18 protein-coding genes are annotated in these 15,138 nt (G+C 59.7%); 3 read left to right on the top strand and 15 right to left on the bottom strand.

Features of this window, described 5'->3' with window-relative positions:
• Positions 1-11 precede the first annotated feature (11 nt).
• A complete protein-coding gene (locus Q0802_RS05430; protein WP_298914717.1) occupies positions 12-1,379 on the bottom strand; it encodes a 1-acyl-sn-glycerol-3-phosphate acyltransferase in 1,368 nt (455 codons plus the stop codon).
• Between the two features lie 45 nt (positions 1,380-1,424).
• Between Q0802_RS05430 and Q0802_RS05425 the strand changes: the two genes are divergently transcribed.
• From Q0802_RS05425 to deoD, 3 genes are all read left to right on the top strand, one after another.
• Positions 1,425-2,018 carry a GNAT family N-acetyltransferase gene (locus Q0802_RS05425; RefSeq protein ID WP_298914714.1) on the top strand — a complete coding sequence of 198 codons (594 nt, stop codon included), beginning with the start codon at positions 1,425-1,427 and terminating at the stop codon, positions 2,016-2,018.
• 98 nt (positions 2,019-2,116) lie between these two features.
• Positions 2,117-4,084 carry a protein meaA gene (locus Q0802_RS05420; protein WP_298914711.1) on the top strand — a complete coding sequence of 656 codons (1,968 nt, stop codon included), beginning with the start codon at positions 2,117-2,119 and terminating at the stop codon, positions 4,082-4,084.
• 86 nt (positions 4,085-4,170) lie between these two features.
• Complete coding sequence (gene deoD / locus Q0802_RS05415) at positions 4,171-4,875, top strand: purine-nucleoside phosphorylase (protein ID WP_298914708.1); 705 nt, start codon at positions 4,171-4,173, stop codon at positions 4,873-4,875.
• A 4-nt stretch (positions 4,876-4,879) separates the two neighbouring features.
• Here the strand turns inward: deoD and Q0802_RS05410 are convergent, their stop codons facing one another.
• From Q0802_RS05410 to Q0802_RS05340, 14 genes are all read right to left on the bottom strand, one after another.
• Entirely contained in the window at positions 4,880-5,725 is an 846-nt protein-coding gene (locus tag Q0802_RS05410) for a DUF1989 domain-containing protein (RefSeq protein WP_298914705.1), read from the bottom strand.
• 257 nt (positions 5,726-5,982) lie between these two features.
• A complete protein-coding gene (locus Q0802_RS05400) occupies positions 5,983-6,555 on the bottom strand; it encodes a hypothetical protein (RefSeq protein ID WP_298914700.1) in 573 nt (190 codons plus the stop codon).
• The gene (locus tag Q0802_RS05395) at positions 6,555-7,334 is read right to left on the bottom strand and encodes a succinate dehydrogenase iron-sulfur subunit (protein WP_298914698.1); all 780 of its coding nucleotides are present in this window, start codon (positions 7,332-7,334) and stop codon (positions 6,555-6,557) included. The genes Q0802_RS05400 and Q0802_RS05395 overlap by 1 nt, the downstream gene beginning before the upstream one ends.
• Positions 7,335-7,355: 21 nt before the next feature.
• The gene (locus Q0802_RS05390; RefSeq protein WP_298914695.1) at positions 7,356-7,685 is read right to left on the bottom strand and encodes a hypothetical protein; all 330 of its coding nucleotides are present in this window, start codon (positions 7,683-7,685) and stop codon (positions 7,356-7,358) included.
• Entirely contained in the window at positions 7,682-8,377 is a 696-nt protein-coding gene (locus Q0802_RS05385; RefSeq protein WP_298914693.1) for an FkbM family methyltransferase, read from the bottom strand. Before Q0802_RS05385 ends, Q0802_RS05390 begins: the two co-directional genes overlap by 4 nt.
• 17 nt (positions 8,378-8,394) lie before the next feature.
• Positions 8,395-9,054, bottom strand: coding sequence for a hypothetical protein (locus Q0802_RS05380; protein WP_298914690.1), 660 nt, complete (start codon positions 9,052-9,054; stop codon positions 8,395-8,397).
• Entirely contained in the window at positions 9,054-10,859 is a 1,806-nt protein-coding gene (gene sdhA, locus Q0802_RS05375; RefSeq protein WP_298914687.1) for a succinate dehydrogenase flavoprotein subunit, read from the bottom strand. Before sdhA ends, Q0802_RS05380 begins: the two co-directional genes overlap by 1 nt.
• A 59-nt stretch (positions 10,860-10,918) precedes the next feature.
• A complete protein-coding gene (gene sdhD, locus Q0802_RS05370; RefSeq protein ID WP_298914684.1) occupies positions 10,919-11,290 on the bottom strand; it encodes a succinate dehydrogenase, hydrophobic membrane anchor protein in 372 nt (123 codons plus the stop codon).
• Positions 11,291-11,300: 10 nt separating this feature from the next.
• Positions 11,301-11,684 carry a succinate dehydrogenase, cytochrome b556 subunit gene (gene sdhC, locus Q0802_RS05365; protein ID WP_298914681.1) on the bottom strand — a complete coding sequence of 128 codons (384 nt, stop codon included), beginning with the start codon at positions 11,682-11,684 and terminating at the stop codon, positions 11,301-11,303.
• Positions 11,685-11,840: 156 nt separating this feature from the next.
• Positions 11,841-12,506 (bottom strand): DUF1194 domain-containing protein, encoded by a 666-nt coding sequence (locus Q0802_RS05360; protein WP_298914679.1) that lies wholly within the window; start codon positions 12,504-12,506, stop codon positions 11,841-11,843.
• 58 nt (positions 12,507-12,564) lie between these two features.
• Positions 12,565-13,284 carry a DUF4344 domain-containing metallopeptidase gene (locus tag Q0802_RS05355; RefSeq protein ID WP_298914676.1) on the bottom strand — a complete coding sequence of 240 codons (720 nt, stop codon included), beginning with the start codon at positions 13,282-13,284 and terminating at the stop codon, positions 12,565-12,567.
• A gap of 42 nt (positions 13,285-13,326) precedes the next feature.
• On the bottom strand, positions 13,327-14,361 hold the full coding sequence (locus Q0802_RS05350; RefSeq protein WP_298914674.1) for a MaoC family dehydratase: 1,035 nt from the start codon (positions 14,359-14,361) through the stop codon (positions 13,327-13,329).
• Complete coding sequence (locus Q0802_RS05345) at positions 14,361-14,564, bottom strand: DUF1737 domain-containing protein (RefSeq protein WP_298914671.1); 204 nt, start codon at positions 14,562-14,564, stop codon at positions 14,361-14,363. Before Q0802_RS05345 ends, Q0802_RS05350 begins: the two co-directional genes overlap by 1 nt.
• A 16-nt stretch (positions 14,565-14,580) precedes the next feature.
• Entirely contained in the window at positions 14,581-15,138 is a 558-nt protein-coding gene (locus Q0802_RS05340; RefSeq protein ID WP_298914668.1) for an NnrU family protein, read from the bottom strand.

The raw sequence follows: 15,138 nt of genomic DNA, 5'->3' as shown, positions 1-15,138 counted from the left end.
AACCGCAGAAATTATTCTGCAACTGCATCCATCTTCGACCGGAGCGCGATCGAATTCGCGTAATAGGACACGACGTCCGCCTGTCCTGTTTTGACCTGCCAGCCTTCCGACACCTGCGCGACCACACCATGTTTGCGCAGTTGAACGAGCGCCTGATGTATGGCTTCCGCGAGGTTATTGAATGTGACATCCGGAACCTGCGGCTGAAGCTGCGTCGCTACTGTCTTCACCCGCGCTGCAAGGTCTGCCTCCGAAATCGGCAGGCTTTGTCGCTGCAAGACATCGCAAACAAGCGGCACAGCGAGAACCGGCATGGCCTCCTGAATACGCGACATCAACGTGTCAGCGAGGTCTTCGACGGGTTTTTCGGGGCCAAAGTCGCGCAACGAAAGCGGTTTGCCAAAGGCGACCGCTGCCGTGCCAAAGCGCGTGACACGACCGCGCAGCCCCTGCCAGAACTTACTCAGGATGAAGCGCACCACCACGGAAATGCGCGCACCAAAACGACGATCCCCACGGGCGGCCGCCGCGATCAGCACCCGATCTTCCAACACCCGATCATAATTGATGGCAACGGGGACAAAGACAACATCCCGCCCCTCAGGGTCATAGCCCTCCAGCACATAGGCCAAAAGCCCCAGTTTCGGTGGCATAAGCTGACCATTGAGGCTGAGCCCGCCTTCGGGAAATATTCCCTGCGCCACACCGCCTGCGGTTGCCATCTGCACATAGCGCGCCAACACCTTGCGATACAGGGCACCCCGTGACCGGCGCCGGATAAAATAGGCCCCCATCATCCGGATCAAACGGCTCAGCGGCCAGACCCGCGCCCATTCGCCCACGGCATAGGACAGGGTGGAGGTTTGCGCCGCGAGATAGGTCACCAGCACATAGTCCATGTTGGAGCGGTGGTTCATGATAAAAACCACTGTCGCGTCGCGCGGGATATCCCGGACAATCTCTTCATTTTTCGGCCCTGTCCAAACCGTGTAGATCGCGTTGACCAACAGCCTCGCCAACCGAATGCCGATGCTGAAATAGGCCACAGCACTAAAGCTCGGAACGATTTCGCGCGCATAGCTTCGCGCTTTTTCGAAGGCGACGTTTTCAGGCACATTATGCTCATTGGCATAATTGACGATCTCACGGGTGACTTCGGGATCATAGATCAGGCGCTGGATCATGTCATAGCGCCGCGCCAGCTTGAAAGGTTCGATGGGACGCGTCAGCCGCTCGTTCAATCGTGTGACCGCACGCTCCAGCCGTCGTCGAAAAAACCAGCGCACCGATGGAAACAGGAAGTGCGACGCGAACGTCACGGCCGCAAAGAGCACAATCAGCACAAAGAGCCAAAGCGGGAGTTCTACGACCTGCGTCATGTTTCGACCCTTGCAGGCTCGGCGCTTCAGGACAATATGAAAAGAATGGAATACAGTATCTCAACCGGGTTTACCCCTGATGAGCGGGCAACCGTAGCGGCTCTTTACTGGCAGGCGTTTGGATTCAAGCTGGGACGTGTCCTTGGGCCAGAAGAAAAAGCACTGGCGTTTCTGTGCGATGTTTTGGACCCGGAATTTGCGCTTGTTGCGCGAGACACCGAGGGCCAGCTGCTCGGCATCGCAGGTTTCAAGACCTCCAAGGGCGCGCTGGTCGGCGGGGAATATGATGATCTGCGCAAGATCTTCGGCGCTTGGGGAGGCCTCTGGCGCGGCTTGATCTTGTCGGTGATTGAACGTGATCTGGCCCCGGACATCTTTCTTATGGACGGCATCTGCGTGAAATCAGAGGCGCGTGGGCTTGGTGTGGGAAGCGCTTTGCTGGAAGCAATCAAGCAAAAAGCGATGGAACTCGAAAAAACGGGCGTTCGGCTTGATGTCATCGACAGCAATCCGCGGGCGCGGGCGCTTTATGTTCGGCAGGGCTTCGAGCCGCAAAAGACCGAACAAACCGGCCCTTTCCGCTACATTTTCCGATTTGAAAGCGCCACTCAAATGATCTGGCGGTGTCCGGCGTCTTAAGTCGCCATGCCGCAACGCAGCGAATTGACATTGGCATAATATTCCAAGTATTCATCCCTCAACGTAATAAAATTGCTCGAATGATTCATGAGGTCCCCATGTCAGACGCCCAGAAAGATCGCCCCTGGTTGATCCGCACCTATGCCGGGCATTCAACGGCACAGGCCTCCAATGCGCTCTACCGCGCCAATCTGGCCAAGGGGCAAACCGGGCTGTCGGTGGCATTCGATCTGCCCACACAGACCGGCTATGACAGCGATCACGTGCTGGCGCGGGGTGAAGTAGGCAAGGTTGGCGTGCCCGTCAGCCACCTGGGCGATATGCGGGCGTTGTTTCAGGATATCCCGCTGGAACAGATGAACACCTCCATGACGATCAACGCGACGGCCCCGTGGTTGCTGGCGCTCTATATTGCCGTGGCCGAGGAACAGGGCGCAGACGTCAACGCGTTGCAGGGCACGGTGCAGAACGATCTGATCAAGGAATATCTCAGCCGGGGGACATATATCTGCCCGCCCGCGCCCAGCCTGCGGATGATCGCGGATGTGGCCGAATATTGCTACACGAACGTGCCCAAATGGAATCCGATGAACGTCTGCTCCTATCACTTGCAAGAAGCAGGCGCCACGCCGGAACAGGAGTTGGCTTTTGCTCTGGCGACTGCCACGGCCGTTCTGGATGCGTTGAAACCCCGTGTTCCGGAAGAGGATTTCCCCACGCTCGTGGGCCGGATTTCCTTTTTCGTGAATGCAGGTATCCGTTTCGTGACCGAGATGTGCAAGATGCGCGCCTTTGTCGATCTCTGGGATGAGATTTGTCTGGAGCGTTACGGCGTCGAAGACCCGAAATTCCGCCGGTTCCGCTACGGCGTGCAAGTGAATTCGTTGGGGCTCACCGAACAGCAGCCAGAGAACAACGTCTACCGCATCCTGATCGAAATGCTGGCCGTGACATTGAGCAAAAAGGCCCGCGCGCGCGCTGTGCAATTGCCAGCCTGGAACGAAGCGCTTGGCCTGCCGCGCCCCTGGGATCAGCAATGGTCCATGCGCATGCAGCAGATCATGGCCTATGAGACCGACCTGCTGGAATTCGACGATCTCTTTGATGGCAATCCAGCGGTGGATGCCAAGGTTGCGGCGCTGAAAGAAGGCGCGCGGCACGAATTGGCCACGCTGGATGCGATGGGCGGTGCGATTGAGGCCATCGACTATATGAAAGCGCGCCTTGTGGACAGCAATGCCGAGCGTCTGGGCCGGATCGAAGCCGGTGAAACCGTGGTTGTGGGTGTCAACAAATGGACGCAGGGCGAGCCTTCCCCGTTGATGACCGGTGATGGCGGCATTATGGTTGTGGACCCGGCGGTAGAGGCTGAACAAATCACCCGCCTTGACGCCTGGCGCACGGATCGCGACGCCGACGTCGTCAAACAGGCGCTGGCCGATCTGCGCGCCGCAGCCGCCGAAGGGCGCAACGTCATGGAACCTTCCATCGCGGCGGCCAAGGCCGGCGTGACCACCGGCGAATGGGCGGCCCAGATGCGCGCTGTGCATGGTGAGTACCGTGGGCCGACCGGTGTGTCCGGGTCCCGCTCCAACAAGACCGAAGGACTGGATGATCTGCGCAATGCTGTCGATGTGGTCAGCGACAAGCTTGGACGGCGGCTCAAGTTCCTCGTCGGCAAGCCCGGCCTCGATGGCCACTCGAACGGCGCTGAACAGATCGCCGTGCGCGCGCGCGACTGCGGCATGGACATCGCGTATGAAGGCATCCGTCTGACCCCTGCCGAAATCGTGGCCGCAGCGCAGGAAGATCAAGCGCATGTGGTGGGGCTGTCCATTTTATCAGGCTCGCACATCCCCCTCGTCGAAGACCTCATGGATCAGATGCGGGCGGCTGGTCTGGGCCATGTGCCGGTGATCGTTGGCGGCATTATTCCTGATGATGACGCGGACCGCTTGCGCGGAATGGGCGTGGCGCGGGTCTACACGCCCAAGGATTTTGAACTCAACACCATCATGATGGATATTGTGACGTTGGCCGATCCTCAGGCGGTGGCGGCGGAATAGGCACTAAAGTGCCTTTGGTATCTTTTTTCTTGTGACCGCGCCAAGGGCCGGGCAGATTGCCCGCGAGAGCTTGAGGATACCATACAATGACCGTTCATATTGGCGCCGCTCCCGGCGATATTGCTGAAACCGTTTTGATGCCGGGTGATCCCTATCGCGCCAGATGGGCAGCGGAGACCTTTCTGCAAGATGCAAAGCTGATCAACGAGGTCCGAGGCATGCTGGGCTTCACCGGCACCTACAAGGGCAACCGCGTGACGATCCAGGGGTCTGGCATGGGCATGCCGTCGCTGTCGATTTACGCCAACGAACTGATCTCTGAATATGGCGCGCAGACGCTGATCCGCATCGGGTCCTGCGGGGGCATGCAGTCGCATGTCGCGGTGCGTGACGTGATCATCGCCATGTCCGCTACAACGATCACCTCGCCTTCCTCCGGTATCTTCAAGGAGATCAATTACGCGCCCACGGCCAATTACGATCTGCTTGCCGCAGCGGTCACAGCAGCCAAGGCCAAAGGCACCCGGACCCATGTGGGCGGGATTTATTCGTCAGACGTCTTTTACGCCGAACGCCCCGATCTTGATGAACAGATGACCCGCCACGGCATTCTGGGCGTCGAGATGGAAGCAGCAGAGCTTTATACGCTGGCCGCGCGGCATGGGCGACGGGCGCTGGCCATCCTGACGGTGAGTGATCATCTGCAAACGGGCGAAGCGCTGCCCTCCGAAGATCGCGAAAAGACATTTGGCGATATGGTCGAAATCGCGCTGGAGGCGGCATTCACCTGAAATCTCAGGGGCCGTGCGTTCCGTCATATGCGTTCACAGCGGGTGGCTCCCAACCGTCCAGCGCCCCGGGTTGCGGCGCGAATATCTCGACCAACAATGGATGGCAGGTCGCCTCATCGCTGGAATGTTCGGACGAGCAATCGCCGCCCGGGCAAGCGCTGAGGTTGCCCAGAAGATCAATCTCGGCAAAGAACTCCAGATAGTCGCCGGGCCTGACCGGTGACGCTTTCATGAAGTACTGACCCGTGTCGCGGGTAAATCCGGTGCACATGAAGACATTGAGCACATCATGCACCAGCGGTTCGGCCTCCGCGCGCGGCACGCCCATGTGATCGGACAGCGAACGTATCAGATTGGAATGGCAGCAGTGATGATATTGCCCGCCATCCGACAGCAAGGCATGGGTGTATGGATCGCAGCGTGTGCCAATCACGTCATGGACCGAGCCACCGAAAGCGTCGATGCCATACCATCCCAGCGTGTCATAGGTAATCGTCGCCATCGGGCGCAGATGCGGGAAGCTGGACCACATGCGCTGACCGGTCGTGATATGGGTGCCGTGCAGCGCGCGCGTTTTTCCGGAATAGAAGCGTTCTGTCAGATCATGCGCATGATGCAGGTTCAGATCACCCACCTGCGACCCTTCCACCGAGATGATCCGGAAAAAATGACCCGCCGGAACGGAGAAAACACGCGCCTCGCGGGGCGGCACCAAAACCTCATCCGTCTTTGTCAGCGATTGGCGGGCGGCGGTGAACAGCGCCATGTCGGGCTGGGTAAGCGTTTCCGGCGGGTAGCAGATGACCGGGGCAATCGCACGGCGACTATCTGCGTCACTGGGTTCAGACATGGCGGCTCCTTCGCGGTGATTAAGCGGGGGGCAGGTCGGATTTGCAATCCCGAGGCGGCCCTTTGGTGGCGGTGAAGGCCTCTGCGCCGCAAGCCGCACAGCGGTATTTGCGCAAACTCCCCCGATCACCGCTACGGTCCTCCCGCCAGCGGCAGCCTCGGGTCGCCCGGTTACGACGCGCATAAATTGCAACGATGAGAAATGCGATGAGAAGGCCGATGATGATATGCATGCGGTCGATCCAACGCGCTCCGGGGTTACTGAAGACGGGCAACTGTGCGGGTGGCAATATTCACCGACCAGCGCGCCGGTGTCGAGGGGCAGCATTGCGGTTCGTTGAAACCGTGGACCGTGGTTGTCAGGTCGATGCGCCCTGGCGAAAAACTCACGTCCCGAGGTTCGACACCAAAGAGCCCGAGGACCGGACCGGAGTAGCGCCAGCCGCCCTCAATCTGCTGGAAGAGACCGACGTTCATCTCGATCATCGTGCCGCCATAGCGGTTGCGGAAATAGTGAAATCCAAGCGCGTTCTGTGCAAGCACCGGATCAGCGTGATCGGGAAACAGCTTTGGCGCGCCCTCCCCGGGGCGGACATCCAGCACCTGGGCCATCATGACACTAATAAACGACCAGGGCGTGGTTTGCGCGGGCGCAGCTGGGGTCGCAGCAATACAAAGCTGGTCAACGCATCGATGGTAAGCCGGATTTGTGGCCGGACCGTTCGAAGCAAGACAGCGCCAGATGCAGCGCTGCAACTCCATCGGATCCTCGGCAGCGGCGGTTTGCCCCAGCAGGGTCGTCGCCACCGCCAGGAACCCCGGCAGGCGCATCAGACGCGGCGCTCCACCATCATTTTCTTGATATTGGCAATCGCCTCGGCCGGGTTCAGACCCTTTGGACAGGTCTTGGCGCAGTTCATGATCGTGTGGCAACGATAAAGCTTGAACGGGTCTTCGAGATCATCGAGCCGTTCGCCCGTGGCCTCGTCGCGGCTGTCGATGATCCAGCGATAAGCGTGCAGCAGCGCTGCGGGCCCGAGATAGCGGTCGCCGTTCCACCAGTAGCTTGGGCAGGAGGTCGAACACGACGCACACATCACACATTCATAAAGCCCGTCGAGTTTCTTGCGGTCCTCGATGGACTGCTTCCATTCCTTGGCCGGGCGGTTCGTCTTTGTCTCCAGCCACGGCATGATGCTGGCGTGCTGGGCGTAGAAATGGGTGAGGTCGGGAATGAGGTCCTTGACCACAGGCATATGCGGCAGCGGGTAAATCTTCACATCGCCTTTCACCTCATCCATGCCGTAGATACAGGCCAGCGTGTTGATCCCGTCGATATTCATGGCACAAGAGCCGCATATCCCTTCGCGGCAGGACCGGCGGAAGGTCAGCGTGGGGTCAATCTCGTTCTTGATCTTGATCAGCGCATCCAGGATCATCGGCCCGCAGCTATCGAGATCGACGAAATAGGTGTCGACACTTGGATTTTCCCCATCATCCGGGTTCCAGCGGTAGATCTGAAATTTCCGCAGGTTGGTCGCACCATCCGGTTTGGGCCAGGTTTTACCCTTTGTCATACGCGAGTTCTTGGGGAGCGTCAGTTGAACCATGATCGGGGTCTCCTGTCTGGTCTAAAGGGTCTGCAACGCCGTGGGGGCGGCGGCTGCCAGACATTGTTGTGTTGCAGGGCGGGTCAGCACCGCGCGAATGGTTGTGGCCGTGCCTTCATCCACACCTGTGATCGCGTCCGCGGCAAGCGACTGCACTTCGCTGGCGTCTGCATTATCGACAATGCAATTGGTGAAGGGTTGGAAAAGCTGCTTTGGCACTTGTGGAAAATAGACGGCCAACGCCTCGGGAAGGATCGATTTTGCCGCGTTGCGACCGGCCGTATCGGTTGCTTGCTGCACATCGGCACACGCCGATAAAACCAGCATTGCCGGGAGAAGAAATCGGATCATGACACCCACCTTGTAAAAAGAACATCCATATAGCGCGGTCGCGCTTTCTTGCCAGCGGGCGCACCAACGTGCAGTACGTCCCGCCATTCCAAACCTGCATCGGCCAAAATGGCGACCACTTCCGAAGGCATGCCAACGCCTGCAAATCGCTGCGTCAGAGACATTTCCAGAATGACGAATTCACAGCGTTTCAGGGTTTCCGTTGCCCCTTTCAAAACCTCCAGTTCCGACCCTTCGGTATCTATCTTGAGGCCCAGATTGCCGGAATAAGCCACCGCAATATCATCCAGTTTTCTGACCGGAACGTAATGCTTGTCCAGCTTGGTGAACGACTTGGCCCGCTGATCGGTGCGCCGCAAGAGGCTTGCCATAGCAGGGTGTTCACCCTTGTCGGAATGCGGCACCATAAGCGTGGCCTTGCCCTCCCGCGCGCCAAGAGCAGAGGCGTGAAAATGAAATTCCTCCAGATGGCCCTTGTCGCGCACCCGCTCCGCACTGGCGGGTTGCGGGTCAATCAGAACAAACCGTGCCTGCGGAAAACTCCGATATAGCCAGGGCGTACCATTATCGACGCCCACATCAATGACGACATCCGGCGCAAACCCATATCCCCGCAGATAAGGCGGACGTGTCTTGATCGGATGCGCGACCATCCCTTCAGACTTGAGCGTGCGGCGCAGATCCTGAAGCATTTCCTAAACCCGCTCCCTCAGCGCTTGCCGGTGCAAAAGAGATTGCCGCGATACAGCCCCCGGTAGCCCCGAGGACAGTTGGGATTGTTGGCCACCGGCGCGCGCGGTGCAGCACTTTGTCGCGCAGCAATTGGGGCGCTCGAAGCCGAGGCCAACGTAGGCTGGCTGGCCGCCGCCGCTGCCGGTGCAGCGCCGCGCAGCTTTGCCCGCGCACAGGCGTTGATCGCACGGGCATCATTTTCGGTGACCGCGCCAGCAGGGGTAATCAACACCTCGCTTGCACGCGATCCGTAGGAAAAGACGGTTGTTTCAAACGGACCCGGCACGCCCCTTTCGTTCTTGCAGGCAAGGATCGCCGCATTCTGGTCCGGAACGCTGCGGGCAAAAACATCGCTGCCAGCGCCATAAGTTGCCAAAAGCCGGTCCCTTGCACAGCGATTGACGCTGCGGGCTTCTGCCAGCGAGATACCGTTTTCGTTGGCCACGAAAACCGAGACACGCCCATCGTCTAGAGCCACTTTTTGCGGGGCGAATGGCCCCTCGATACCCAAACCCGCATGGCACGATCGCAATGCGCTGGCCTGCGTGTTTTCGTCCAAGGACAAGATCACATCCGCGCCCGGTGTCGCGCAGCCAATCAGCGCGGCACACGCCCCTATAGTCAAAATTCCACGCATCAGAACGTCCGCTTCTTGGGGGCGATCTTCTTGGGATCGATGCCGCCGTCATTGTGGCTCGTCAGCGGTTGTTCGTGCACGCCGCGGTAACCCAGCGAAGCCTTGTTGCCTTTGAACCAAATGAGCGAGTGCTTGCGCCAGTTCTTGTCGTCGCGTTCGGGGTGATCCTCATGCGCATGCGCGCCGCGGCTTTCCTTGCGCGCCTCAGCACCGGTGATCGTCGCCACCGCGTTGGGGATGAGGTTCGCCAGTTCCAGCGTCTCCATCAGGTCGGAATTCCATACAAGGCTGCGGTCGGTGACGCCCACATCGGCCCATTTGTCGGCCACTTCCTCCATCGCTTTCTTGCCATCGGCCAGCGTGTCGTTGGCGCGGAAAACGGCGGCGTCTTTCTGCATGGTCTGCTGCATTTCCAGCCGCAACTCAGCGGTCGGCATCGCACCCTTGGCGTAGCGCGTGTTGTCAAAGCGGTCGAGCGCGGCCTGAACCGATGCCGCATTGGGCGTGGGCACAGCGCTTTCAGGATCGACAATCTTGCCCGCCCGGATCGCGGCGGCGCGTCCAAAGACCACCAAATCAATGAGTGAGTTCGACCCCAGACGGTTCGCACCATGCACCGACGCACAGCCCGCCTCACCCACGGCCATCAGCCCCGGCGACACCCGGTCGGGATTGTCCGATGTGGGCGCCAGCACTTCGCCCCAGTAATTCGTCGGAATACCGCCCATGTTATAGTGAACGGTCGGCAGCACCGGGATCGGCTCCTTGTTGAGGTTCACCCCGGCAAAGATGCGCGCGCTCTCTGATATGCCCGGCAAGCGTAGTTTCAATGTCTCGGGCGGCAGGTGGTTGAGGTTCAGGTGAATGTGATCGCCGTTCTTGCCGACGCCCCGGCCCTCGCGGATTTCCATCGTCATGCAGCGGCTGACGTAATCGCGCGGCGCAAGGTCCTTATACTGCGGCGCGTAGCGCTCCATGAAGCGCTCGCCTTCGGCGTTGGTCAGATACCCGCCCTCGCCGCGCGCACCTTCGGTGATCAGGCAACCCGCGCCGTAAATGCCGGTAGGGTGGAACTGCACGAACTCCATATCCTGCAAGGGCAGCCCTGCGCGGGCGGTCATGCCGCCGCCGTCACCTGTGCAGGTATGCGCGGAGGTGGCCGAGAAATAGGCGCGGCCATAGCCACCCGTGGCCAGCACAACCATCTTGGAGGCAAAAAGATGCAGCGTGCCATCATCGAGTTTCCAGCAGAGCACGCCCTGACAAATGCCATCATCGGACATGATTAGGTCGATCGCGAAATATTCAATGTAGAATTCCGCGTTGTTCTTGAGCGACTGGCCGTAGAGCGTGTGCAGGATGGCGTGGCCCGTCCGGTCTGCGGCAGCGCATGTCCGCTGCACGGCGGGGCCTTCGCCGAATTCGGTGGTGTGGCCGCCAAAGGGGCGCTGGTAGATCTTGCCTTCTTCGGTCCGGCTGAACGGCACGCCGTAGTGCTCCAGTTCATAGACCGCTTTGGGGGCCTCGCGTGCGAGATATTCCATCGCGTCCGTATCGCCCAGCCAGTCCGATCCCTTGACCGTGTCGTACATATGCCACTGCCAGTTGTCGGGCCCCATGTTCGACAGGGATGCAGCAATCCCGCCCTGCGCGGCCACGGTATGGGAACGCGTCGGGAAAACCTTGGTCACGCAAGCCGTGCGCAGCCCCTGTTCGGCCATGCCCAGCGTGGCGCGCAGCCCGGCACCACCGGCCCCTACGACGACGACATCGTATTCATGTGTTTCATATTCATAAGCAGCCATGGAAGTCTCTCCCGGTCTCAATCAGAGGGCACGCGCGTCAGCGACACGCGGCATGTGTTCTAAAGTGCGAGGCGCACGATGGCATAAAGCCCCACCGCCATGGCCGCATAGGACAGGCAGGTCATCGCCACGATGGCGATCTTCTGGGCCAGCCCATGCACGTAATCCTCGATCAGCGCCTGCACACCGCCCGCGAAATGCTTGAACGTCACGATGATGGTGAGGCCCGCGATAACCGCCGGGAACGGGCGGCTGAACGTGGCGGTGACCTCTTCATAGGACGCGCCCAGCATCGGGCCGAACGTAAAGACAAAAAGCGGGATCAGGATCAGCAGTGCGCCGGAGCTGACGGTCATGGACCAGTGGTGCTCCGTCCCGGTTTTGGCCGACCCGAGGCCTGTCGCGCGTTTGCGGTCTGTCAGATAGCTCATGGCAGGCTCCTTATATCACCACGATGGTCAGCAGGGTCAGCACCACCGAGCCACCAATGACTGCGTAACCCAGCTTGTAGGCTGTCTCCAGATCAAGGCCGATGCCCTGATCCCAAACCAGATGCCGCAGACCGGCCAGCGTGTGATACCAAAGCCCCCAAAGCGACAAGGTCATCACCAGATCGCCAAACCAACTGGTCAGCACCGCATCCGCATAAGCGAAATATTCTGCCGAGGTTGCCGCGGCCAGAAACCACCAGACCACCAGCAAGGAGGAGATCAGCAGCGCATTGCCGGTGATTCGCGTCAGGATGGAGGTCATGGAAGTCAGCTGCGGGCGATAAATCGTCAGATGTGGCGACAAGGGGCGGTTACCCCGATTGACATCAGCCATATTAGATTCCTTTTGTTCCCTGCCTCTCTTTTTACTTCTTATTACAGCAATGTCACGCGCCCCGGCCCATCTGATGCGCGGTTTATTAGCGCGGTTTGTACAAAAATCGTTAATCTTTGCAGATTTGTGATCACACGCGGAACACGCGTGATCACATTACGGCAAGTGACTGAGTTGCCGCGTGGTTTCGCGCTGCAATTTTCGCCTGATCTGAGCAGGATAATCCTCGAACCCATTGGCGGTGATCACAAATGCGCCTTCACCCCGGATCAGGTTTTCGTAGAACCAGCCGGTGACGTCCTCATCGTCAGTTTCGATCGCAAGGGCATTGACCGTCACCTCCTTGGCTGCCAGCGCCGCATGGCGCGCGCGCGGCAGGATCCCTTCGTTGGAAATGCCATCGCCTGACACATCAATGACGCGCCGTTTGCACTGCGGCACGGCGGCAAGCGCGTCTTCGGCTGCAATCAAGGCTTCACCGATAGCGGTCGAGTAATTGCGCCAGACCCGGCGGTTGGTGGCAATCGTTTCGGCCAGCGCTTCGACATCATCAGCGGTGCGCACCCCGGTCCAGGGCACGGTTTGGCGCTGCCGGGAACTGCCGGTCCACTGGATCAGGGTCACCTGTGCCTCCTGTTCGATCAGTGCATCAATCACGATCCCATCGCGCAACGCCGCCGCGAGGCCCTGCATTTGGACCTGATATTCACGGTCGTCCACCGAGCCCGACACATCCACAGCCAGCACCAGCGCAAGCTGACAGGCGACGGCAGCACAAGGGCCACTGATCAGGACTAGTGTAGATGTAAGGAGCCGTATCATGGGCACAGACTACGCAATCTGCGTACCAAACCCGCAAGGATTAATTTGCGTCAGCCGATCAAAATGCCGCCAGATCGCGTAAATAGCCGTCAAGTTCTTCGCAAAGAATGACCTCAAGGGTTTCAGGATCGAAAAAGCCATTGGCCTCGCCGCAGCTTTGCACCGACAGATACAAGCTCTGCGGCAAAACGAAATCGGCATTCAGGGCGGCCACTTCCTCTTCCAGTATCCGACCGATGAAGCTGTCGCTGTCGCCTTCCAGAACAAAGGAGCCCCCCGGTGCATCCGCTGCGATGTCATCGAGCACTGCACCCCAACTGTCATTGGCCAGATCATATTCTTCCGGGCAGGTCTCCAGCCGTTCCTCCGGCAGTTCCAGTTCCAGCGCCAATTCCTGCCGGGCATCCGGATCAGCCCCGTAAAACAGGCAGACCATGGTGAAATACCGTTGCAGGTCAGGGCCATGCACATCCCACAGCGCCATTTCATTCTCTTCGGATTCGCGCAAAAATCCGAAGGCGGCATCATACATGATCTCCGATGCATCGTCTTCTTCGAAAAAGGCGTCAATCAGCAGCAGGCTGAGCACGTCAGCGGCATCTTCTTCCTGTCCCAGCACCGGTAGCTGCATGACCTCGATCAGCGCGTGCCCGATCTCGTGGTACAGGATGGCCAGGACATTGGCGGACACAAAGCCGTCTTTCCTGTCCTCGGCACTTGCCGCACCACCAAACAGCATCCCGCAGGCAACCAAAACCGCAATCAGCCTGGCAAACATGCCGGTCTCCTTGTGATTTTTTCCGTCAAAAATGCCATGGGATCACAGCGGCACAAGGGCCCAATAGTCGAGATCCAGCAGCACATGGGACAGATACTTGCCATCCTCGCCCTTCAGCGTAAAGGCCTCCCCCCCTTTCGTCGCGACCAGCCTCAAACGCAGCGCGCCCACGCCGGGGGCGTCGGTTTCAGCCTTGTCCAGCACTTCCGACCACGCCCGGATCGTATCGCCCGCAAGGCAGGGATTGGCGTGGGCGCCGCCGTTCAGGCCGACGACCATCTGCGCGTTGGCCAGCCCATTGAAGCTGAGCGCACGGGCCATGGAAATCACGTGCCCGCCATAGATCAGGCGGGACCCGTCAGGGCGCGCCGTTGTGTCGAAATGCACCTTGGCTGTGTTTTGCCACAGGCGCGTGGCCATCATGTGTTCGGCATCCTCCACCGTCACACCATCCACATGGTCGATCTGCTCGCCAATCTCGTAATCGGCCCAGCGGTGCGGCTCCCCCGCAAGCGTGAAGTCATACCCCGAAAAATCCAGCCGCTTGGGGATCACCAGCCGGTCCGCCGGGATCACCTGCGCCAGATCGGGAATGAGTGTTTCGGGTGCCGGGGCTGCGGCATCGCGTTTACGCACCATGACCCAGCGCACGTACTCCAGCACTGTCTCGTCATGCTGATTGAGGCCCGTGGTGCGCACCCAGACAACGCCCGTCTTGCCGTTGGAATTCTCCTTGATGCCAATGACATCAGAGACCGATCGCAACGTGTCCCCAGGCCAGACCGGCGTGATCCAGCGCCCCTCGGCATAGCCCAGGTTGGCCACGGCGTTCAGCGACACATCCGGCACGGTTTTGCCGAAAACGATGTGAAAGGCGATCATGTCATCCAGCGGGCTGAAGGGCAGCCCGCAGCCCTGGGCAAACTGGTCCGACGAATAAAGCGCATGCCGCGCCGGGTAGAGCATGTGATAAACCGCGCGCTCGCCCATCTTGACCGTGCGCGGGACCGCGTGGTGGATGGTTTGACCCACGGCATAGTCTTCAAAAAAGCGCCCCGGATTGGTTTTTGGGGCCATCACTGCTCTCCCAGCTTGGTGTCGGGGGTGTAGGTGCCGTCAACCTCTTTCACCACCGCCTGCCCGCAACGCATCACGCCGCTGGCATGATCAAATGTCTGGGTCGGGTTGCCGTGCAGAGCCCAGCCTTTGTTCAATGCCTCCGTCACCTTGTGACAAAAGGCCGACGTATCCTCTTCGGACAGAAATCGGTAGAGTTTCATGGCAGTCTCCGAGGATTCAGGCAGGGAAAGGCCAGACGCCCAGCCAGATGTGTACCGATGCGATCAGGGCAAAAAGCACCAGCGTGATCACCGCGAGCCGGACGCGCGGGGCGGTGCCCGCAGGCGCCGGCGCGGTCCAGTCGGGTTCCGCCCGGTTGATCAGGATGACCGACCCCACGGCCCATCCCAGCAAGCCGCCGAACAGCAGGATCGAGGCCAGATCGCCATTGACCAGCAAATGCGCAAACGCCCAAATCTTGAACCCGGTCAGCTGCGGGTGCCTGATCCGGGTGGCGGGCCAGACCTTGGCCCCTTTGGCCGCACTTGATCCGAACGTCCAAAGCGCCAGCAGCATCAGGGTATTGTTCACATGCACCATAAAGGCCGGTGGCTGCCAGATGGGGATGAATTCAGCCGCGCGGTAGCCCATGATCATCAGAATGAGGCCCGCGACAATACCAATGGTTGCGACCAGCTTGCCCGGCTCTCCCAGTGCCGCGCGCCGTTCTGGGGCGAGGCGTTTGAAATAATGCGCGAGGGTCCAAAGGGCCAGTCCGGCAATCAGCATGATCAT

The organism is uncultured Roseobacter sp., from assembly GCF_947495275.1.
In the GTDB taxonomy this organism is placed as follows: Bacteria; Pseudomonadota; Alphaproteobacteria; order Rhodobacterales; family Rhodobacteraceae; genus Roseobacter.
The sequence above is the reverse complement of the archived record's forward strand: the minus strand, read 5'-3'. Positions and strand labels throughout refer to the sequence as shown.